Annotated in this window: 20 protein-coding genes; 18 read left to right on the top strand and 2 right to left on the bottom strand. The window is 28.2% G+C overall.

Annotation, left to right across the window (positions count from 1 at the left end):
- The first annotated feature begins 10 nt into the window (after positions 1 to 10).
- The 9 genes from ftsY to ylqF all read left to right on the top strand — a co-directional run bounded on the left by ftsY (position 11) and on the right by ylqF (position 6,700).
- Complete coding sequence (gene ftsY / locus ABCP60_RS05560) at positions 11 to 1,276, top strand: signal recognition particle-docking protein FtsY (protein ID WP_343101445.1); 1,266 nt, start codon at positions 11 to 13, stop codon at positions 1,274 to 1,276.
- Positions 1,277 to 1,410: 134 nt separating this feature from the next.
- Positions 1,411 to 1,779, top strand: coding sequence for a YlxM family DNA-binding protein (ylxM, locus tag ABCP60_RS05555; protein ID WP_092924525.1), 369 nt, complete (start codon positions 1,411 to 1,413; stop codon positions 1,777 to 1,779).
- On the top strand, positions 1,776 to 3,128 hold the full coding sequence (ffh, locus tag ABCP60_RS05550; RefSeq protein ID WP_166505827.1) for a signal recognition particle protein: 1,353 nt from the start codon (positions 1,776 to 1,778) through the stop codon (positions 3,126 to 3,128). The genes ylxM and ffh overlap by 4 nt, the downstream gene beginning before the upstream one ends.
- A gap of 34 nt (positions 3,129 to 3,162) precedes the next feature.
- Positions 3,163 to 3,429: a 30S ribosomal protein S16 gene (rpsP, locus tag ABCP60_RS05545; RefSeq protein WP_071119726.1), complete on the top strand. Its 267-nt coding sequence runs from the start codon at positions 3,163 to 3,165 to the stop codon at positions 3,427 to 3,429.
- Positions 3,430 to 3,453: 24 nt separating this feature from the next.
- Complete coding sequence (locus ABCP60_RS05540) at positions 3,454 to 3,681, top strand: KH domain-containing protein (RefSeq protein ID WP_092924529.1); 228 nt, start codon at positions 3,454 to 3,456, stop codon at positions 3,679 to 3,681.
- Between the two features lie 123 nt (positions 3,682 to 3,804).
- Positions 3,805 to 4,320, top strand: a complete 516-nt coding sequence (gene rimM, locus ABCP60_RS05535; protein ID WP_195237531.1) for a ribosome maturation factor RimM — start codon at positions 3,805 to 3,807, stop codon at positions 4,318 to 4,320.
- An 8-nt stretch (positions 4,321 to 4,328) separates the two neighbouring features.
- On the top strand, positions 4,329 to 5,021 hold the full coding sequence (trmD, locus tag ABCP60_RS05530; RefSeq protein WP_092924531.1) for a tRNA (guanosine(37)-N1)-methyltransferase TrmD: 693 nt from the start codon (positions 4,329 to 4,331) through the stop codon (positions 5,019 to 5,021).
- 99 nt (positions 5,022 to 5,120) lie between these two features.
- Positions 5,121 to 5,465 carry a 50S ribosomal protein L19 gene (gene rplS / locus ABCP60_RS05525; protein WP_092924533.1) on the top strand — a complete coding sequence of 115 codons (345 nt, stop codon included), beginning with the start codon at positions 5,121 to 5,123 and terminating at the stop codon, positions 5,463 to 5,465.
- A 338-nt stretch (positions 5,466 to 5,803) separates the two neighbouring features.
- A complete protein-coding gene (gene ylqF / locus ABCP60_RS05520) occupies positions 5,804 to 6,700 on the top strand; it encodes a ribosome biogenesis GTPase YlqF (RefSeq protein ID WP_092927408.1) in 897 nt (298 codons plus the stop codon).
- 67 nt (positions 6,701 to 6,767) lie between these two features.
- Here ylqF and ABCP60_RS05515 read toward each other — a convergent pair whose 3' ends face one another.
- Entirely contained in the window at positions 6,768 to 6,836 is a 69-nt protein-coding gene (locus ABCP60_RS05515) for a hypothetical protein (RefSeq protein WP_092927410.1), read from the bottom strand.
- 717 nt (positions 6,837 to 7,553) lie between these two features.
- Between ABCP60_RS05515 and ABCP60_RS05510 the strand changes: the two genes are divergently transcribed.
- The 6 genes from ABCP60_RS05510 (at position 7,554) to ABCP60_RS05485 (ending at position 15,832) form a co-directional block, all read left to right on the top strand.
- Entirely contained in the window at positions 7,554 to 9,626 is a 2,073-nt protein-coding gene (locus ABCP60_RS05510) for a methyl-accepting chemotaxis protein (RefSeq protein ID WP_343101444.1), read from the top strand.
- 585 nt (positions 9,627 to 10,211) lie between these two features.
- Positions 10,212 to 10,631 carry a MarR family transcriptional regulator gene (locus ABCP60_RS05505; protein ID WP_240275639.1) on the top strand — a complete coding sequence of 140 codons (420 nt, stop codon included), beginning with the start codon at positions 10,212 to 10,214 and terminating at the stop codon, positions 10,629 to 10,631.
- 13 nt (positions 10,632 to 10,644) lie between these two features.
- Positions 10,645 to 12,018, top strand: a complete 1,374-nt coding sequence (locus ABCP60_RS05500; RefSeq protein WP_092924537.1) for an MATE family efflux transporter — start codon at positions 10,645 to 10,647, stop codon at positions 12,016 to 12,018.
- Between the two features lie 479 nt (positions 12,019 to 12,497).
- Positions 12,498 to 13,799 (top strand): branched-chain amino acid transport system II carrier protein, encoded by a 1,302-nt coding sequence (gene brnQ, locus ABCP60_RS05495; RefSeq protein ID WP_166505825.1) that lies wholly within the window; start codon positions 12,498 to 12,500, stop codon positions 13,797 to 13,799.
- Between the two features lie 181 nt (positions 13,800 to 13,980).
- Positions 13,981 to 14,748 (top strand): ribonuclease HII, encoded by a 768-nt coding sequence (locus ABCP60_RS05490; protein WP_343101443.1) that lies wholly within the window; start codon positions 13,981 to 13,983, stop codon positions 14,746 to 14,748.
- A 67-nt stretch (positions 14,749 to 14,815) separates the two neighbouring features.
- Entirely contained in the window at positions 14,816 to 15,832 is a 1,017-nt protein-coding gene (locus ABCP60_RS05485) for an alpha-hydroxy-acid oxidizing protein (protein WP_343101442.1), read from the top strand.
- Positions 15,833 to 15,873: 41 nt separating this feature from the next.
- Here ABCP60_RS05485 and ABCP60_RS05480 read toward each other — a convergent pair whose 3' ends face one another.
- Positions 15,874 to 17,169 (bottom strand): CapA family protein, encoded by a 1,296-nt coding sequence (locus ABCP60_RS05480; RefSeq protein ID WP_343101441.1) that lies wholly within the window; start codon positions 17,167 to 17,169, stop codon positions 15,874 to 15,876.
- 129 nt (positions 17,170 to 17,298) lie between these two features.
- Here ABCP60_RS05480 and ABCP60_RS05475 point away from each other — a divergent pair, with 129 nt between their 5' ends.
- The 3 genes from ABCP60_RS05475 to ABCP60_RS05465 all read left to right on the top strand — a co-directional run.
- Positions 17,299 to 17,643 (top strand): YraN family protein, encoded by a 345-nt coding sequence (locus ABCP60_RS05475; protein WP_166505823.1) that lies wholly within the window; start codon positions 17,299 to 17,301, stop codon positions 17,641 to 17,643.
- Between the two features lie 10 nt (positions 17,644 to 17,653).
- Entirely contained in the window at positions 17,654 to 19,189 is a 1,536-nt protein-coding gene (locus ABCP60_RS05470) for a YifB family Mg chelatase-like AAA ATPase (protein ID WP_195237286.1), read from the top strand.
- Positions 19,190 to 19,198: 9 nt separating this feature from the next.
- The coding region (locus tag ABCP60_RS05465; protein WP_343101440.1) for a DNA-processing protein DprA at positions 19,199 to 19,731 on the top strand (533 nt) is incomplete at its 3' end.

The raw sequence follows: 19,731 nt of genomic DNA, 5'->3' as shown, positions 1-19,731 counted from the left end.
AGGAAGATAAGTGTTTAAGAAGTTATTTAATTTTGGAAAGAAAAAAGAAGAAAATAAAGAAGTTGAAGAGTTAGTAAGTGAAGAAAACTTAATTGAAGAAGATATAAAAGAAGCAGATCCTATAGAAGAAGCTAATGAAATAAATGAAAAGGCAAATACAGAAGAAATTAAAGTTATAGAAGAAACTATAAAAGAAGATGAAGAAGATATAGAGAAAGACATTAAAGAAGATATAAAAGATTTAGAAGAAGAATCTATTGAAGAAAAAATAGAAATAGTAGATGAAAATAAAGAAACTAAAGAAGAATCTATTGAAGAAATAGAGGTAGTAGAAGAAGTACAAAAACAACAAAAAGAAAAGAAAGTTAATCTATTTAATAGATTAAAAGAAGGTTTAACTAAGGCTAAAAAAGGTATAACTGATAGAATAGATGATGTATTAAAATCATATACAAAAGTAGATGAGGAGTTATTAGAAGAATTAGAAGAAATTTTAATAACTGCTGATGTTGGTGTTAATACTACAATGAATATAATAGACAGCCTTAGAGATAAGATAAAGTCTAAAGGTATAACTGATCCTATGGATGTAAGAAATGAACTAAAGATAGTAGTGGAAGAATTATTAGGAGAAGAAAATCAAAAATTAGATGTTACTCATTCACCTACTATAATACTGATGGTTGGAGTAAATGGTGTTGGTAAAACAACTACTATAGGTAAATTAGCTAATAGATATAAATCAGAAGGTAAAAAAGTTTTACTTGCAGCTGGTGATACATTTAGAGCCGCAGCTATAGAACAATTAGAAGTATGGGCAAACAGAAGCAATGTAGATATAATAAAGCATCAAGAAGGAGCAGATCCAGGTGCAGTAATATTTGATGCAGTTAAAGCTGCAAAGGCTAGAAAAGTAGATTTATTAATATGTGATACAGCAGGAAGACTTCACAACAAAGCTAACCTTATGAATGAGTTAGGAAAAGTATTTAAAATAGTTGATAGAGAATTCCCGGAAGCTAAAAAAGAAGTATTATTAGTAGTAGATGCAACGACAGGTCAAAATGCAGTAGCACAAGCTAAGACATTTAAAGAAGTTGCTGATATAACAGGAATAGTATTAACTAAACTAGATGGTACTGCTAAGGGTGGTGTTGTCCTTGCAGTTAAGAGTGAGGTAGATGTACCTGTAAAACTTATAGGTGTAGGAGAAAAGGTAGAAGACTTACAAGATTTCGATGCAAAAGCATTTTCAGATGCATTATTTGGGAACTAAATTAGCAAAAATAAAATGTCAATAATAAAGCAAAAAATAAGCTAATTCTATATTGACAATACTTTATATATGATATAAAATACAATGTGTAAAGTAATTAACCTTTACAGTAATTTACTGGGAAGTGTAAAGAGATGAATATAGAAAAAATGGTTGAGATTGGATTGTTGTTTGAACAATACAAAGAACTACTTACTGATAAGCAGCGAGAAATAGTTTCACTTTACTATGAAGAAGACTATTCTCTAGGTGAAATTAGTGAAAATCTGAATGTATCAAGACAAGGAGTATATGATACTCTTAAGCGTTCAGAAAAAATACTAAAAGACTACGAGAGTAAATTAAATTTAGTTCATAAACATAAAGAACAAGAAAATTTTGTAAAAAATATACAAGATAAAATTGTTGACATTAAACAAAATTTATTGCAAAATAGAGATTGTGCTAATTTAATCCCTAAGCTAGAAAATATAGAAGATGTATGTAGGGAGATGTTAAAATGATATTTGAAGGATTATCAGATAAATTGCAAGGTGCACTTGATAAATTAAAATCTAAAGGTAAATTAACCGAAAAAGACGTAAAAGATGCTATGAGAGAAGTTAAACTTGCTCTTTTAGAGGCGGACGTTAACTTTAAGGTTGTAAAAGATTTTATAAAGAAGGTGCAAGAAAGATGTGTTGGGCAAGAAGTTATGCAGAGTTTAACTCCGGCACAACATGTAATAAAAATAGTAAATGAAGAGCTTACAAGCCTAATGGGTGATGTAGCTAGTAAAATAGTAATATCTCCAAAACCACCAACTATAATAATGATGGTAGGTCTTCAAGGTGCAGGTAAAACAACTACATCTGGAAAACTTGGAGGATATTTCAAAAAACAAGGTAAGAAACCTTTACTTGTTGCCTGTGACGTTTATAGACCAGCGGCTATAAAGCAGTTACAAGTTGTTGGAGAAAAGTTAGATATACCAGTATTCAATATGGGTGATAAGGAAAGTCCAGTAAACATAGCAAAAGCAGGATTAAGTCATGCAATAAAAAATAACAATGACTTAGTTATAATAGATACAGCAGGTAGACTTCATATAGATGAAGCCTTAATGGATGAATTAAAATCTATAAAATCTGAAGTTAAACCTCATGAAATACTATTAGTAGTAGACTCAATGACAGGACAAGATGCAGTCAATGTTGCAGAAAGCTTCAATGAAACTCTTGGTGTAGATGGAGTAATACTAACAAAACTAGATGGAGACACTAGAGGTGGTGCTGCACTTTCAATAAGAGCCGTAACACAAAAACCTATAAAATTCATAGGTATGGGTGAAAAATTAGATGATTTAGAACCTTTCCATCCAGATAGAATGGCCTCAAGAATATTAGGTATGGGTGATATACTTAGCTTAATAGAAAAGGCACAAGAAAATATTGATTTAGATAAAGCTAAGGAATTAGAAGAAAAGATTAAAAAACAAGAACTTGATTTTGAAGATTTCTTAGAACAAATGGAGCAAATCCAAAATATGGGTCCTCTTGATAAAATATTAGGTATGATTCCAGGTATAGGGAATATAAAAGACCAACTTGGAGATGTAGATTTAAATGGTAAAGAAATGAAAAGAACTAAAGCCATTGTTCAATCTATGACAAAAGAAGAAAGAAAAGACCCAAGTTTGCTAAATGCTTCTAGAAAAAGAAGAATAGCTAAAGGTAGTGGAACTACTGTTCAAGATGTAAACAGACTTTTAAAACAATTCAATGAGATGAAGAAGATGATGAAGATGTTTACAGGCTCTCAAAAAAGTATGAAGAAAAGGGGCGGTTTTGCCGGACTTCCTTTCTTTAAATAAATAAGCAAAATAAAAATTTTCGGAGGTGACTGTAATGGCAGTTAAAATAAGATTAAAAAGAATGGGATCAAATAAAAAACCTTTCTACAGAATAGTAGTAGCAGATTCTAGATCTCCAAGAGATGGAAAATTCATAGAGGAAATAGGATACTACAACCCAGTTTCTCAACCAAAGCAAGTTAAAATAAACGATGAGAAAGCTGTTAAGTGGTTATCAAATGGTGCTCAACCAACTGACACTGTAAAAACTTTATTAGTTAACAACGGTGTTATGGAAAAGTTCGAAGCTTCTAAAAAATAATAAGCTTTATTAGGAGATGAGTATATGAAAGAGCTAGTGTTAGAGATAGCTAAAGCTCTAGTTGACAATCCTGAAGCTGTAATAGTTGAAGAAGTCAGACACAATGAGGAAATAACATTAAAACTAAAAGTTTCTCAGGATGACATGGGAAAAGTTATCGGAAAGCAAGGTAGAATAGCTAAGTCTATAAGGACTGTTGTAAAAGCCGTTGCTAACAAAGAGAATGTTAAAGTTTCTCTTGATATAGTTTAAAAGGATTAGGTATATACCTAATCCTTTTAATGTATTAAGAACTTATAGACTATAGTTTTATAGTGCATAATATATAATAAAATTATAGAAAGAACATATAAAATATTATCTTTAAGGAGAATGATAATGACACAAGTAACACATTTTAAAATAGGAAAAATAGTCAATACACAAGGGTTAAAAGGTGAAGTTAGAGTTTATAGTTATACTGATGATATAAATAGATTTGATGATTTAGAAGAATTTTACATAGGAAAAGACAGAGAAAATCCTTTAGAAGTTGAAAGGGTAAGATATAAAGGAAATATGGTAATAATGAAAATAAAAGGTATCGATAGAATAGAAGATGCAGAAAAATTAAGGGATAAATTTATATATGTATCTAGAGAAAATTCTAGAGAACTTGATGAAGATGAATTCTTTGTAGCTGATATGATAGGAATAGATGTAGAAACTGTTGATGGGCAATATGTAGGAAAATTAGCAGAAGTTTTACAATATGCTGCTAATGATGTATATGTTGTAAAAGATGAAAATAACAAAGAATACTTAATCCCAGCTGTTATGCAATTTGTACCTACTATAGATATTAATGAGAAGAAAATGATAATAAATCCTATAAAAGGTATGTTAGACTAGGTGATAAAATGAGATTTCATATAATGACATTATTTCCTGATATATTTAACTCTTATATGAGTGAAAGTATAATGAAAAGGGCTATTGAAAAAGGAAAAATAGAAGTATTTATATATAATATTAGAGATTTTTCAAATAGTAAGCACAAAAAAGTAGATGATTACCCATTTGGAGGGGGAGCAGGTATGGTTATGACTCCTCAACCTATATATGATACGTATAAACATATTATTGATACTCATGGTATAAATAATCCTAGAGTAATATATCTAACACCTAAAGGTAAAGTGCATAGCCAGTCCATAGCACAAGAATTTTCTACAGAAGAAGATATAATATTACTTTGTGGACATTATGAAGGCATAGATCAAAGAATTATAGATTTAATAGTAACAGATGAAATATCTATTGGAGATTATGTATTAACAGGAGGAGAGTTACCAGCTCTTATATTGATAGATTCTATATCAAGGTTAATACCAGGAGTACTAAGCCAAAATGAATCTTTTGAAGAAGAATCTTTCAAAGATAATTTATTAGAGTACCCTCATTATACTAGACCTAGAGAATTTATGGGGTTAGAAGTGCCGGATGTTTTATTATCTGGAAATCACAAAAATGTTGATAATTGGAGACATGAACAGTCTATAAAAATAACTAAAGAAAGAAGACCAGACTTGTACAAAAAAGCTTGTAAATAAGTTTAAAGTATAGTATAATTTTAAATGTTGAAAAAAACGGGCATTCCTCTGTTACGTTGGTCAGTAATTAAGAATGTCTATGATATCAGGAGGAAAAAAATGAACGAAATATTAAGATCATTAGAGCAAGAGCAATTAAAGAAAGAAGTTCCTAACTTTGGACCTGGGGACACAGTAAGAGTACACGTTAGAATAGTTGAAGGTAAAAGAGAAAGAATACAAGTATTCGAAGGTGTAGTATTAAAGAGACAAGGTGGAGGAATAAAAGAAACTTTCACTGTTAGAAAAATATCTTTCAACGTTGGTGTAGAAAGAACTTTCCCAGTTCACACTCCAAGAATAGAAAAGATAGAAGTAACTAGAAAAGGTAAAGTAAGAAGAGCTAAGTTAAACTACTTAAGAGGTAGAGTAGGTAAAGCTGCTAAGATAAAAGAAGCTAGATAATTAAACTTTACTATAGATAAAAAGGACTGATTTACAGTCCTTTTTTTATATATAAAATATTATTATACAAGGAATTATAGAAATATCTATAGATTTTTCACATGAAATTTATGCTTATTATTAATCAAACATTAGGAAGTATGTAAAAGTATAATATGCTAGTTTTTTCTCTATATATAAAGAGGTTTAAAAAATATACGTTATAGTTATAATAGAAGTAATGCAGTATCAAATATTAAACAAGCAAATAAAAAAATATTATGGTATAATAGATAAGTTGAAATAAAATGAGCGAATTAATATAAAAAGGAGTGATAATCATGGCAAGAGGAGATAAAATGAGGACCGATTATGATGAATATCTAAGAGACGATAATTTACATATAAACTGGTATCCAGGACACATGAAAAAGACTAAGGACTTAGTTAGAGATAATTTAAAATTAGTAGATGTTGTAGTAGAACTTTTAGATGCTAGAATACCATTTAGTAGTAAAAATCCAGATATAGACAAACTTGCAGGAAATAAACCAAGAGTTGTTATATTAAATAAAAGTGACTTAGCAGATAGAGCAAAGCTTGATAGATGGATAAAATACTATAAAGAAAAAGGTATAAAAGCTATACCAATAGATACTATTAAAGGTATGGGTCTTAATAAATTAATAGATGAGTGTAAAAATGTAACTAAAGATAAGATGGATGCATTAAAAGAAAAAGGTAGAAAAGAAAGACCTATAAGAATAATGATAGTTGGAGTACCAAACGTAGGTAAATCGTCTATAATAAATAAATTAACAGGTAGAAAAAGTACAGTAACAGGAGATAAGCCAGGTGTTACTAAAGGTAAACAATGGGTAAGATTAAAAGGAAACCTAGAATTATTAGATACACCAGGTATACTTTGGCCTAAATTTGAAGATCAAGATGTAGCCCTTAATTTAGCGTTTTGTAGGGCAATAAAAGATGAAATACTAGATATTGATACACTTGCTTTAAGACTTATAGGAAAGCTTATGGAGATAGAGCCAGAAAAATTAAAAGTTAGATATAAGTTAGAGGAACTAGGTAATAGTGATATAGAAACTATGGATATGATAGGACGTAAAAGAGGATTTGTAACAGGAAGAAAAGAGTTAGATTATACTCGTATAGCAACTACTGTATTAAATGAGTTTAGAGATGGTAAAATAGGAAAAATAACTTTAGAGGTTCCAGAAGATATAAAAAATTAAGGTTCTGTTAGAAAACTTTGTAATTAGTATACTTAATTAAAAACAAGGTAGAGCAAAAGCTCTACCTTTATTTTTTACCTAATATATTTTTAGAAAGTATAATAGACATAGCTGTTTTTATTTCTTCTTCTGTCAAATCTACTTTAGGCTCATCTACTGATCCATTTTATCTGATGTAATTTTAAAACTCATTAATAATTTCTTTTTAATTTCTATAAAATTATTCTCTATAAATTTTAATTATACAAAATGAGCGAAGTGAATTTTTATTAGGATAATATTGAATTATCTATTTTAATACTTCTAATAATGTAAAGTTTTTAAGTGATAATATAACTCCTACTGTATGTACACCATCATTGAGTGAACATGGGTTTATATTTGAATAAGTCTTATTTTTTACTATTATCTTACATGTTTCTTAATTTTTATACAATCAAATCTTAGTTTTAATCTTAATGAATTTTTAGTTACTGTTACTACCATATTTGTTTCTCATTTTAAGTTTTACTTGTAGCTGTTGCTTATACTTATATAGTACTAGGGACGCTGTACATGTAATTATAAGGTATATTTTAAACTTTTGTAGTAGAAATAGTTATTAATAAGTCTAAATAAATTATAGAAATGTCCGTATTATTAACCATAATATGGAAATTATATTATGATATTTAGCACAAAACAAAATCAACAAATCTTAAATGATTTAATGAGAGCAAATTTTAATATGGAAGGTTTGAGGTGAATAAATTATTTGGAATGAGTATATTTAAAATCTAATGATTTATAATGCAGGGTTATCTAATGAAAAGAATGGATGAAAATAAGTGTGATAAGAGGAGGAAGGCAATTAATGGAAACTAAGTTATGGCATAGGATAAAAGGTAAAAGCAAAAGCAAAAGTATAAAAAATCAACTAACTTTGATAATAGTAAGTTTTTCAGTTATAAGTTGTTTACTTTTAGGTACTGTTACAAGTTACTTAAATTATAAGAGTGCTAACAGTGTATTATCAAAAACCATAGTAGAAACTACTAAGCAAGCAGCACAAACTGCAACTCAAAAAATTACAAATATAAAAAATGCAACAATTCAAACAGGTATTATTAAGGAAATTTCAGACCCAAAAGTAAGTAAGGAAGAAAAAGAAAGTATTATAGATAGACAAGAAAAATTATATGGAATGAAAGTGGGTCAAATAATAGATACAAATGGAAAAGATATTTTTAGTGGAAACGATTACTCTGACAGAGATTACTTTAAAGCTTCTATAAATGGTAAGGCATATTTAGGTAGTCCAGTTCTTAGTAAGGTAACAGGAGAGAATATACTAGTAGTTTCAGCACCTATTTGGGAAAATGGAGTAGAAAATAGTAAAGTTGTGGGAGTTGTAACTTTTGATTTAGATAAAGATTATTTAAATGATATAGTTAGAGGCATAGATATAAGTGAAAATAGTTATGCTTATCTTGTAGATAATCAAGGAACTACAATTGCTCATAGAGATGCAAGTTTAGTTAATGCAAAAAATACTATAAAAGAAGCAGAAAGTAATGAAAGTCTAAAACCTTTTGCACAAGCAGATGAAAAGCTTATCTCAGGAGAAACAGGATTTTCTGATGCAAATTTAAATGGTGAAGATTGGATTTTAGGATATGCCCCAGTAAAAAATAGTAATGGATGGGGTATGGGTATAATGGTAAACAAAAGTGATTTCCTTGGTGAGATGTATAAATCAATCATATATACAGGAATATTGACTGTAGTAGTTACAGTTTTAGCTATATTTGTGGCTATAAGATTCTCTAAAAAAATAGGAAATCCACTAAAAGAATGTAGTGAAAGATTAAATAAGTTAGCTCAAGGAGATCTAAACTCAGAGGTCCCAGTTATAGATGAAGAAAATGAGATAGGTCTAGTAGCAGATGCTACATATAAAATAGTTAATGATTTTAGAAGTATGATAAATGCTTTAACATATATATTAACAGAAGTTAGTGATGGCAATTTAGATATTCATGCAGATAGCGAAGAATACAAAAATCTATTTGTAAAAGACTTTGAGCCTATATTGATAGCTTTAAATAAAATAGTATATGATTTAAATAACACTTTAATACAAATAAATGAAGCTGGTGAACAAGTAGCAGTTAGTTCTTATCAATTATCAGAAGGAGCACAAGTACTTTCTCAAGGTACTACAGAACAAGCAAGCTCAATTGAAGAACTTTCAGCAACTATAAATGAAGTTTCATCACAAATAAAAGAAACAGCAGAACATGCATTAAGAGCAAAGGATATATCTCTAGAAGCAAGTAAGGCAACAGATAAAAGTAAAGAACAAATGAAAGAAATGATTACTGCAATGGATGATATAAATACTACATCAAATGAAATAGGAAATATAATTAAAAATATTGATGATATAGCATTCCAAACAAATATATTAGCACTTAATGCAGCCGTAGAAGCAGCACGTGCTGGAGAAGCTGGTAAAGGATTTGCTGTAGTTGCAGATGAAGTTAGAAATCTTGCTGCTAAATCTGCACAAAGTGCAAAAGATACAGCAGAATTAATTGAAAAATCACTTAAAGCTATAGAAAAGGGGACTATAATAGTTTCAGATACTGCTAAATCTCTTGAAGCAGTAGTTGAAGGCGCTAAAAATTCAGCAAATGTTATACAGTATATAGCAGATGTAAGTAATGAACAAGCTAATCATATAAGTCAAGTAAATGTTGGTGTTGAACAAATATCTGTAGTTGTACAAACTAACTCAGCAACTGCTGAAGAAAGTGCTGCTGCAAGTGAAGAATTATCTGCACAAGCTCAAATGTTAAAGGAACTTATAGGTAAGTTTAATTTAAAAGATGAAGAAGATAAGTACTTTGATGGAAAAATATCATTTAATGATGAACAATTTTAATCAATAAATCATAGGATATTAATATTCTATATAATAAAAAATATAAGCCTAAAATATTTACGTATATAAAAAGTTGCTCCCTTAAATTTAAAGGAGCAACTTTTTATTTTAATTAGGCTATATTAAAGAATTTTGTGATAATTTAGCATAAAAATAACTATAAATAGCAGTATTTCTAATTAATAGTTTATCTTAGTAATATATTTAAAATTCTTAATGTATTAACTAAGATATTTGATGAAGAACCTAATTGCTTTTAGACCAATCACTATTATTTATTTTTTTGCGTTTTCTTGATAGTATCTATTTCTTTTATGAAAAATTCAATTAAGGTTATATATTTATTTTTACAGTTTTTGTTCACATGTATATATTGATATTTCGGGATTTGTATCCTTTAAAAAAACTACTTTCTATGAAATATAGTTGGTATTTATATTACAACATGTTTTGAGTTTAAGTGATTTAATCAAAGTTAAAAAATTATATAATAAAATAGTTGCAATAACAACTAAAATGAGATATACTAATATAGTTGTCTATGCAACTACTCTAAAATATGTGTTATATTTAGGTGGTGATTTTTTGGGTAAAAAACGAGAACATATAGGTAGATATATATCTCAAATATATAGAAAAGGTAATTCATTTATATCAAAGAGATTAAATGAATTAGGAATAGGTTCTGGGCAAGTTATGTTTTTATTAGAACTTTATAGACAGGATGGTAGAAATCAGGAAGAACTATCAGATGTGTTAAATATAGATAAAGGAACAACTGCAAGAGCGATAAAGAAGCTAGAAGAACAAGGATTTTTAATAAGAGAAAAGAACATAGATGATAAAAGAGCATATAAGGTATATTTAACAGATAAAAGCAAAGACTTAAAAAATGATATTTATACAATAATGTCTAGTTGGGAAGAAGTTATAACGTCTAATTTAGACAAAGAAGAATCAGAAAATATGATTATATTATTGAAAAAAATATGTAGTGCAATATAAAGGAGGGAAAATTATGAAAAATGAACAAATACTAGGAACAGAGTCCATTGGTAAATTATTACTAAAATATTCAGTTCCAGCTATTATAGGTATGATGGTAAATGCACTTTATAATGTAGTAGATAGAATATTTATAGGTAATATACCAGGTGTTGGACCATTAGCTATAACTGGTGTTGGAGTATGTCTTCCTATAATGACTATAATGTTAGCTTTTGCAATGTTGGTAGGTATAGGAGCTACTACTAATATATCTATAAAATTAGGTCAAGGAAAAAAAGAAGATGCAGAAAAGATTATAGGAAATAGCATAACTTTATCAATAATAATAGGGTTATTAATAAGTGTATTTGGTATAGTATTTGGAGATCAAATACTTAGAATATTTGGTGCAAGTAGTAGTACAATTGGTTATGCGAAATCATATATATATATAATTTTAGGTGGTACTATATTTAATGTACTAGCGTATACATTAAACAATACCATCAGAGGTGATGGAAATCCAAAACTTGCAGCATTAATAATGATAGTAGGATGTATGACAAATATAGTTTTAGACGCAGTATTAATATTTGGATTTAAATTAGGTATACAAGGAGCAGCTATTGCGACAGTAACATCTCAAATAGTAACTGCTTTATGGGGTCTTATGTATTATGCAAGAGGTAAATCTAATCTAAAGTTTCATAAGTCTAGTTTAAAGCTAGATAAACATTTAGTTGAAATAATATTTGCTATAGGGTCAGCACCTTTTGCCATGCAGCTTGCTACAAGTCTAGTTCAAGTTATATCAAATAATGCTTTAAAAATTTATGGGGGAGATTTAGCTATAGGTGCTATGGCTACAATATCGTCTATATCAATGATATTCTTAATGCCAATATTTGGTCTTAACCAAGGTGCCCAACCTATAATAGGATTTAATTTTGGTGCAAGAAAATATAAAAGAGCAAATAAAGCTTTCAAGATATCTGCATTAATATCTATAGTTATATTAACTGCAGGATGGATATTAATACAAACTATACCAGATGTTATAGTAGGAATGTTTAATAAAGATCCTAAGCTTATGGAAGTATCAATTAATGGAGCTAAAATATATCTATTAATGATACCTATAATAGGAATATCTATAACAGGATCAAACTATATACAATCTATAGGTAAGGCTAAAATAGCAATGTTCTTAAGTTTACTTAGACAATTTATATTACTTATGCCTATGATTATGATTCTTCCAAAATTCTTTGGATTAGATGGGGTTTGGTATGCTCAACCAGTAGCAGATTTTCTAGCAACTGCAATAACAGCATTTGTTTTATATAGAGAATTAAAAGCAGAAAAAGAAGATGAAAAAGTACACAAACAAGAAGCTGTAATTTAATGAAAAAGCATAGATAATTATCTATGCTTTTTTTACATTCTTTTAGATATTTTTATACAAAATAATAAAAAAATTTAGAAATATAAAATAACGCTCAAACTATTGAAAATAGTAAGAAAACGTTATTAAAATATAATTGTAAAAAATAGAATAGTTAGAAAAATAACAAAAATGAATTGACAGTATTAAACCATATATTGTAAAATTTAAATAAGATTAAAAAATATACTGAAAATATTGAAAAAGGTAATAAAAAATATGAAATAGGGAAAGATATTTGTAGAAAAATGATACAATATAAAGCGAAAATGAAAATATACAGAATATTTAAAAAAGTTAGTATATTTTTAATATTGTTGACGTTTTGAAAATAAAGATGTTATACTTAATTCGAAATATTAAATAATTTATTAATATAAAAATAATTTAATATTTAAACTTATCTATGTAAATTCGAAGGAATTTAAGGGGGCGTTAATATGAACAAAACAACTAAAGATGTAGTAGTTGTAGGATTTGCACTATTTGCCATGTTCTTTGGAGCAGGGAACCTAATATTTCCTCCATATTTAGGAGTAATATCAGGATCTAGTTGGCTAATAGGATTTGTAGCATTTATACTAGCCGATGTAGGACTTGCATTACTTGCAGTAACAGCATCAGCAAAGTGTAATGGAGAAGTAAGTAAAATTCTGGGAAGATCAGGAAAAACATTAGCAATAATTTTAGGTTCAGCTATAATGATATGTCTTGGACCATTATTAGCAATACCAAGAACAGCAGCAACAACTTTCGAAATGGGAGTTCACCCTTTATTTAATGGATTTAATCCGGTATTATTCTCAGTAATATTCTTTGCTATTACATTTGTACTAACTATAAAGCCATCAAAAGTTGTAGACATAATAGGCCAGTTTTTAACACCAGCATTATTAGTAGCTTTAGGTGTTTTAATAGTTAAAGGGATAATATCTCCATTAGGCGAAATAAATCCAAGTCCTATGATTGATGGAGTATTTGCCGAAGGAGTTAAGCAAGGATATCAAACAATGGATGCGTTAGGTGCAGTAGCACTTTCAACTGTTGTAATAAGATCTCTTGTAAATAAAGGATATACAGAAGAAAATCAAAAAGTTAAGTTAACATTAAAAGCAGGAATGGTTGCAGCTTTAGGTCTATGTTTAGTATATGGAGGACTAACATATCTTGGAGCTACAGTTTCTAAAATATATGGAGTAGATGTATCTCAAACATCTTTAATAGTAGAGATGACTGCATCTTTACTTGGACAACCAGGAAAAATAATACTAGCACTTATAGTAGGTTTAGCATGTTTAACGACAGCTATAGGTCTTACATCAGCTACTGCTCAATACTTTGAAAAAATAACTAATGGAAGATTAAAGTATGAAGTTATAGTTACAGTAGTTTGTATATTTAGTGCAATAGTTTCAAATTTTGGAGTAAGTACAATAATACAATTCTCAGCTCCAATATTAGATATGATATACCCAGCGACAGTTGTATTAGTTATAATGACAATATTCGGTAAAAGAATTAAAAATGATAATGCATTCAAAGGTGCCACATATGCTGCATTACTTATAAGTGTATTAACTGTTGCTAATTCAATGGGAATATCAATACCACTTGTAACAAAATTACCTTTTGCACCACTAGGATTTAACTGGATAGTTCCAGTATTAATAGGATCATTAGTAGGTAACTTTATACCAACATCTAAAGATTTATCAAGTGCTGATATTAATAGAGTTGGATAAAATAAAAAATCGTTGGTTTAATTACCAACGATTTTTTATTTTATAAATTTATAAGGTATAAATATATAAACAATGAACTATATTATAGTTTATCAAATATATGTTAATATATTAATAGAAGGAAATAAAAATATATATTTATATATAAATAGACAATATAAAGTAATCCAAGGAGAAATTTATGAAAGATAAAAGTGTAAAAGAAATTAAAGAAATAATAGAAAATATAAGTACTGATGAATATTTGAAATATATAGAAATTTTGAAAATAGACGAGAGAAAATCAGTTCAAAGTTTAGCTGTAAAAATGGCTAAAAAATTAGATGCTATAAGAAGAGAAGAAGAGAGATTAGAAAAAATAAACGAATTTGAAAATGAAGGTTATGAAAAAGGATATATATATATAGGTGGTATAGATGAAGCAGGACGTGGTCCATTAGCAGGGCCTGTGGTAGCTAGTGTTGTAGTATTTAAACAAGGAACTAAGATAGAAGGAATAAATGATTCTAAGAAGCTAAGTGAAGCTAAAAGAGAAGAACTATTTGATATAATAAAAGAAGAAGCCCTAGATTATGGTATAGGAATAGTAAATAATGAAGAGATAGATGAATTCAATATATTAAATGCAACTTATATGGCTATGAAAAAAGCCTTAAACTGCTTAAAGAAAAGTCCAGACTATCTATTAATAGATGCAGCTACTATACCAGGAGTAGATATTGCTCAAAATCCTATAATAAAAGGGGATTCAAAATCTATATCAATAGCTGCAGCAAGTATATTAGCAAAAGTTACAAGGGACAATTTAATGTATCAGTATGATGAGATGTACCCTGAATATGGATTTAAAGGACATAAAGGATATGGAACAAAAGAACATTATGAAGCTATAGAAAAACATGGTATAACTCCTATACATAGAAAGAGTTTCTTAAAAAATGTGCTATAATTAATACAAATATAAAAGTACCATAAATTATAATGAAACTATACAATTTAAGATGGGGGAAGTTAAGATGAATTTTAAAGAACTAGAAAAAAATGCTAGAGAAAAGTTTAATGGAAGCTGTAGGGTTTGTAAAGTTTGTAATGGTGTAGCCTGTGCAGGAGAAGTGCCTGGTATGGGAGGTAAGGGAAGCGGATCAGCTTTCACTGAAAATTATAAGAGTTTAGAAAAAGTTAAGATAAATATGAGGGTAGTACACAATGTATGTAATCCTGATACTAGTGTAGAGTTATTTGGTCAAAAAATGGATGCTCCAATATTTGCTGCACCAATTACAGGAACAACTTTAAATATGGGTGGCCAAATATCAGAAAGAGAATATATAGAGCCTGTAGTTAAAGGATGCATTGATTCAGGGGTATATGCTATGGTAGGGGATACTGCTATAGATGAATTTTTAATAGAGAATTTAAAAGTACTTAAAGAAAATAATGGTAAAGGTATAGTGTTTATAAAGCCTTGGGAAAATCATGATATAATAAATAAAATAAAACTTGCAGAAGAAGCAGGAGCAATAGCAGTAGGTGTAGATATTGATGCATGTGGTCTTGTAACACTTTCAATGCATGGTAAAAAGGTTGTACCTAAAGATGTAAATGCTATAAAAGGGCTTAAAAAGTCTACAAATTTACCATTTATATTAAAAGGGGTAATGACGGTTGAGGATGCTTTAATGGCAGTAGAAGCTGGAGTTGATGCAATAGTTGTATCTAATCATGGTGGTAGAGTTTTAGACTGTACTCCTGGAGCAGCAGATGTACTTCCTAATATATCTAAGGCAGTAAAAGGAAAAATAACTATACTTGTAGATGGTGGAATTAGAAGTGGTGTAGATGTTCTTAAGATGATAGGACTAGGGGCAGATGCAGTACTTATAGGAAGACCATTTGTAACAGCATCTTTTGGAGGTCAAACAGAAGGTGTTAAATCTTATGTAGAAAAACTTAAAAATGAATTAAGTTCAACTATGATATTAACAGGATGTCAAAGTATAGATGATATAGATGAAAAGGTTATATATAAATAGATATAAAAATAAAAGTCTTTCCTAATAATTAGGAGAGACTTTTACTTTTGCTCAAAAATATTTTGCGGAACTTTAATTATATCTGAAGTTTTTATTTGAGATACTGTATTTTCATAAGAAAGTTTTAGTCTTTCCATAGGTAAATTGTTAATTTCAAGTAGTTGTTCTTTAGAGTATATTGGAATTATTTCATATACATCCTTGTTAAAGCCTTTATATTTATTGACCCAAGTTGGAATACAATTTACTGATGATATTAAGGTTTGATTTTTTGTATGATCTTTAGTAAGTTCGATAGATACTATAAGGCCATCTTCTGTGTAAGGTGTGTTTAAAAGTTCTTGTCTTTGATTTGATATGAAGTTTCCTAAAGAATATATAACTAAGGTATTGGTATAATTATCCTTAGAACGTATTATTTCTACAGGTTGTACAACATGAGGATGAGAACCTACTATTATATCTACTCCATAATCACATAGCTTCTGAGCTAACTCTTTTTGAAATTTACTGGGAATCCTTTGATATTCATTACCCCAATGTAAAACAGCTATTTGTGTATCTGTATTTCTTATTTTATCTAGTTCTTTTTTTATAGTATTAAAAGCCTTGTTAACATCATGCATATCAAATATGTTCATATTATCTTTAGATCCATCTGATATTTTTATTCCATTTAAATATTTGTTATTATTTATTATTTCACCATAGCTAAATGCAATTATACCTAAAGATATATCATTTATTTCTTTTATAATGTGCCTATTTTCATTTTTATTAGAGGTGCCTATAGTTTCTATTTCTTTTTCTTTACAAATATCCAATGTTCTTTTAACACCTAAATCACCTTTGTCAAAAGAGTGATTATTAATGGTAGATAAAATATCAATACCTGCATATTTTAAACTATCTATAATATTATCAGGCGTATTAAAAGTAGGATAAGAAGAATAAGGTACTGAGGTACCAGCTAAAGTAGTTTCTAGGTTAGCTATTGATAAGTCGTCATTTTCTAAGATGTGTTTTACATGCTGAAAGTTATTGTCAAAATTGTATGTATTAGATGAATTATCGTACTGAGCTTTAAGTTGAGGCATATGGGTCATAATATCTCCTGCAGTGCTTAAGGTGAGAGTCGAAGTTTCTTTAGCTGAAGATAGAGCTTGTACAACTTTAGGATTACTTGATGTAGTATTATTATTTTTTTGATTATTACCATATGTAAATATTAAAAATGAAAAAGTTAGTATAAAAAGGAAAGAAGATAAAAAGATAATTCTATTTTTTAATAATCTTTTCTTTTTCTTTTTATAAATAAGTCTTTTAGACCTAGACATTAAAATCCCCCCTCTACAAGTAATATTAGTAGCAACTTATAAAAAATTCAATCAAAAAAAGTAAAAAGTAGTATACATAAATATATAGGAGGATATAATTACAAAAAAGTTTTTGAATTAGGAGAAGCTATGAATAATAAAGAAAAAGGTAATTTAGGAGAAAAAATAGCTTGTGAATTTTTAATACAAAAAGGATTTAAGGTATTAGATACTAATTATAGAATAAAAAGTGGAGAAATAGATATAATAGCAAAATTTGAAGATGAATTAGTATTTGTAGAAGTTAAATCAAGAATGGATTTAAGATTTGGATATGGAAGAGATGCAATAAATAATAAAAAAATAAAAAAGATAACAAATACAGCAAAACATTATATATTTGCAAAAAAAATTTATGATAGTAAAATTCGATTTGATGTTATAGAAGTATATTTTATGGATAAAAAGATTAACCATATAGAAAATGCTTTTTAGAGGAGTTAAAATGCTAAGTATTATAAATTCAAGTAATTTAATAGGAATAGAATCTTTTATTGTTAAGGTGGAAGTTGATATACAAAATGGTATACCCTGTTTTAATATTGTAGGTCTTGCAGGAGTAGAAATAAAAGAATCAAGAGATAGGGTTAAATCAGCAATAATAAATAGTGGATATAAGTTTTTAAATTCTAGAATAGTAATAAATTTATCTCCTGCAGATATGAAAAAAGAAGGAGCTTATTTTGATTTGCCAATAGCCATTGGTATACTTAAAAATCTTATAAAAAAAGATGATGAGTATTTAAATAGTAGTTTGTTTATAGGTGAATTATCTTTAGATGGAAATATAAGAAAAGTTAAAGGAATACTTCCTATGGTAATAGGGGCTAAAGAAAACAAGATAAAAAGAGTATTTATACCTAAAGATAATATATTAGAAAGTTCTTTTATTGATGGTATAGATATAATACCTGTTAGCAGCTTAAAAGAATGTATAGACTATTTAAATGGTGATATAGATATAGATAAAGATGAAATTATAAAAACTAAAAAACAAGATAGAAAAGAAAATATAGGTTATGATGAAGACTTTAAAGATGTTTATGGTAATTATTTTGTAAAAAGAGCAGCAGAAATATCAGCAGCAGGAAATCATAACATGTTAATGATTGGTCCTCCAGGTTCGGGAAAAACTATGATAGCAAAAAGAATAAGAACGATTCTTCCGAAAATTCAAAAAGATGAAATGTTAGAAGTTACTAAAATTTATAGTGCATGTGGAATGACTTCTGATAATGAAGGTATTATTACAAAAAGACCTTTTAGATCACCACACCACACTTCAACTAAGCAAGCATTAATAGGAGGGGGTCAAAAAGCGACTCCAGGTGAAATTGTTTTATCTCATAGAGGTGTATTATTTCTAGATGAAATAGCTGAATTTGATAGAAAAATACTTGAAACATTAAGACAACCTATAGAAGATAAAGTTATTAATATATCTAGAGTGAAGCAAAATATAACCTATCCTTGTAATGTGCTTTTAGTAGGTGCTATGAACCCTTGTCCTTGTGGATATTTTATGTCCGATAAGGAGTGTAGATGTAAAAAAATTGACATAGATAGATATATAAATAAATTATCAGGACCACTATTAGATAGATTTGATATATTTGTGGAAGTTAACTCAATACCATATGACGAGTTAATTAAGAGTGATAATTCACAAAATTCTGATGTTATAAGAGATAGAGTGGAGAAAGCAAGAATTATTCAAAATAAAAGATTTGAAAATGATTTAATTAAAACTAATGATGAGATAAAATCATCAAAGTTACTAGATTATTGTAAGCTAGAAAGTGATGGTTTAAGTACATTAAATCTAATATTAGGAAAATATAAATTAAGTAACAGAAGTTACACTAAACTATTAAAAGTATCGAGAACTATAGCAGACTTAGAAGAAAGTGAAAATATAAATTCAAGTCATATAATGGAAGCTTTTTCATTTAGAAAAGCTTATTACACATATTTTAAATAGGAGACTCATATGGATAAAAAAGATGCTTATTTATGGCTAAAATCAATAGATAAGATAAGTAATAACATAATAGATAAAATGCTAAAAAATGGATTAAAAGTAGAAGATATAATTCATTTAAGTGATAAAGAAATAAATGAAATGGAAAATATAAATTTAAATATTAAGGAAAATATAGTAAAATATAAAAGTCTTGCTTATTTAGATAATATAAAAGAAAAATTAAGAGAGAGAAATATAAAATATGTAAGTATAGAAGATAATCATTACCCAAGTAAGCTAAAAAATATATATAATGCACCAAAGTTATTATATTATAAAGGAAATATAAACCTTTTAAATGAAGGGCTATCAATTGCTATGGTTGGATCAAGAAAAGCAACTGCATATGGTAAACACTGTGCAACAACAATTAGTAGTAAATTATCAGAAATGAATATAAATGTGGTTAGCGGATTAGCTACTGGTATAGACTCATACTCGCATATGGGCTGTATAAAAGGTGGTGGAAAAACGGTTGCTGTAATAGGTTCATCTGTGGA

The sequence above is a fragment of the Romboutsia sp. MSSM.1001216sp_RTP31141st1_G3_RTP31141_220114 genome, assembly GCF_039031195.1.
GTDB classification, from domain to species: domain Bacteria; phylum Bacillota; class Clostridia; order Peptostreptococcales; family Peptostreptococcaceae; genus Romboutsia_C; species Romboutsia_C hominis.
Note: the sequence above shows the minus strand (reverse complement) of the source record. Positions and strands in the feature narration are given on the sequence as shown.

What these genes read in the sequence shown, in the direction of transcription:
- ABCP60_RS05510 (WP_343101444.1), top strand. Translation starts at nt 7,554, where the DNA reads ATGGAAACTAAGTTATGGCATAGGATAAAAGGTAAAAGCAAAAGCAAA.
- ABCP60_RS05480 (WP_343101441.1), bottom strand. Translation starts at nt 17,169, where the DNA reads ATGTCTAGGTCTAAAAGACTTATTTATAAAAAGAAAAAGAAAAGATTA.
- ABCP60_RS05470 (WP_195237286.1), top strand. Translation starts at nt 17,654, where the DNA reads ATGCTAAGTATTATAAATTCAAGTAATTTAATAGGAATAGAATCTTTT.
- ylqF (WP_092927408.1), top strand. Translation starts at nt 5,804, where the DNA reads ATGAGGACCGATTATGATGAATATCTAAGAGACGATAATTTACATATA.
- trmD (WP_092924531.1), top strand. Translation starts at nt 4,329, where the DNA reads ATGAGATTTCATATAATGACATTATTTCCTGATATATTTAACTCTTAT.
- ylxM (WP_092924525.1), top strand. Translation starts at nt 1,411, where the DNA reads ATGAATATAGAAAAAATGGTTGAGATTGGATTGTTGTTTGAACAATAC.
- ABCP60_RS05485 (WP_343101442.1), top strand. Translation starts at nt 14,816, where the DNA reads ATGAATTTTAAAGAACTAGAAAAAAATGCTAGAGAAAAGTTTAATGGA.
- rplS (WP_092924533.1), top strand. Translation starts at nt 5,121, where the DNA reads ATGAACGAAATATTAAGATCATTAGAGCAAGAGCAATTAAAGAAAGAA.
- ffh (WP_166505827.1), top strand. Translation starts at nt 1,776, where the DNA reads ATGATATTTGAAGGATTATCAGATAAATTGCAAGGTGCACTTGATAAA.
- ABCP60_RS05500 (WP_092924537.1), top strand. Translation starts at nt 10,645, where the DNA reads ATGAAAAATGAACAAATACTAGGAACAGAGTCCATTGGTAAATTATTA.
- ABCP60_RS05475 (WP_166505823.1), top strand. Translation starts at nt 17,299, where the DNA reads ATGAATAATAAAGAAAAAGGTAATTTAGGAGAAAAAATAGCTTGTGAA.
- brnQ (WP_166505825.1), top strand. Translation starts at nt 12,498, where the DNA reads ATGAACAAAACAACTAAAGATGTAGTAGTTGTAGGATTTGCACTATTT.
- ABCP60_RS05540 (WP_092924529.1), top strand. Translation starts at nt 3,454, where the DNA reads ATGAAAGAGCTAGTGTTAGAGATAGCTAAAGCTCTAGTTGACAATCCT.
- rpsP (WP_071119726.1), top strand. Translation starts at nt 3,163, where the DNA reads ATGGCAGTTAAAATAAGATTAAAAAGAATGGGATCAAATAAAAAACCT.
- ABCP60_RS05490 (WP_343101443.1), top strand. Translation starts at nt 13,981, where the DNA reads ATGAAAGATAAAAGTGTAAAAGAAATTAAAGAAATAATAGAAAATATA.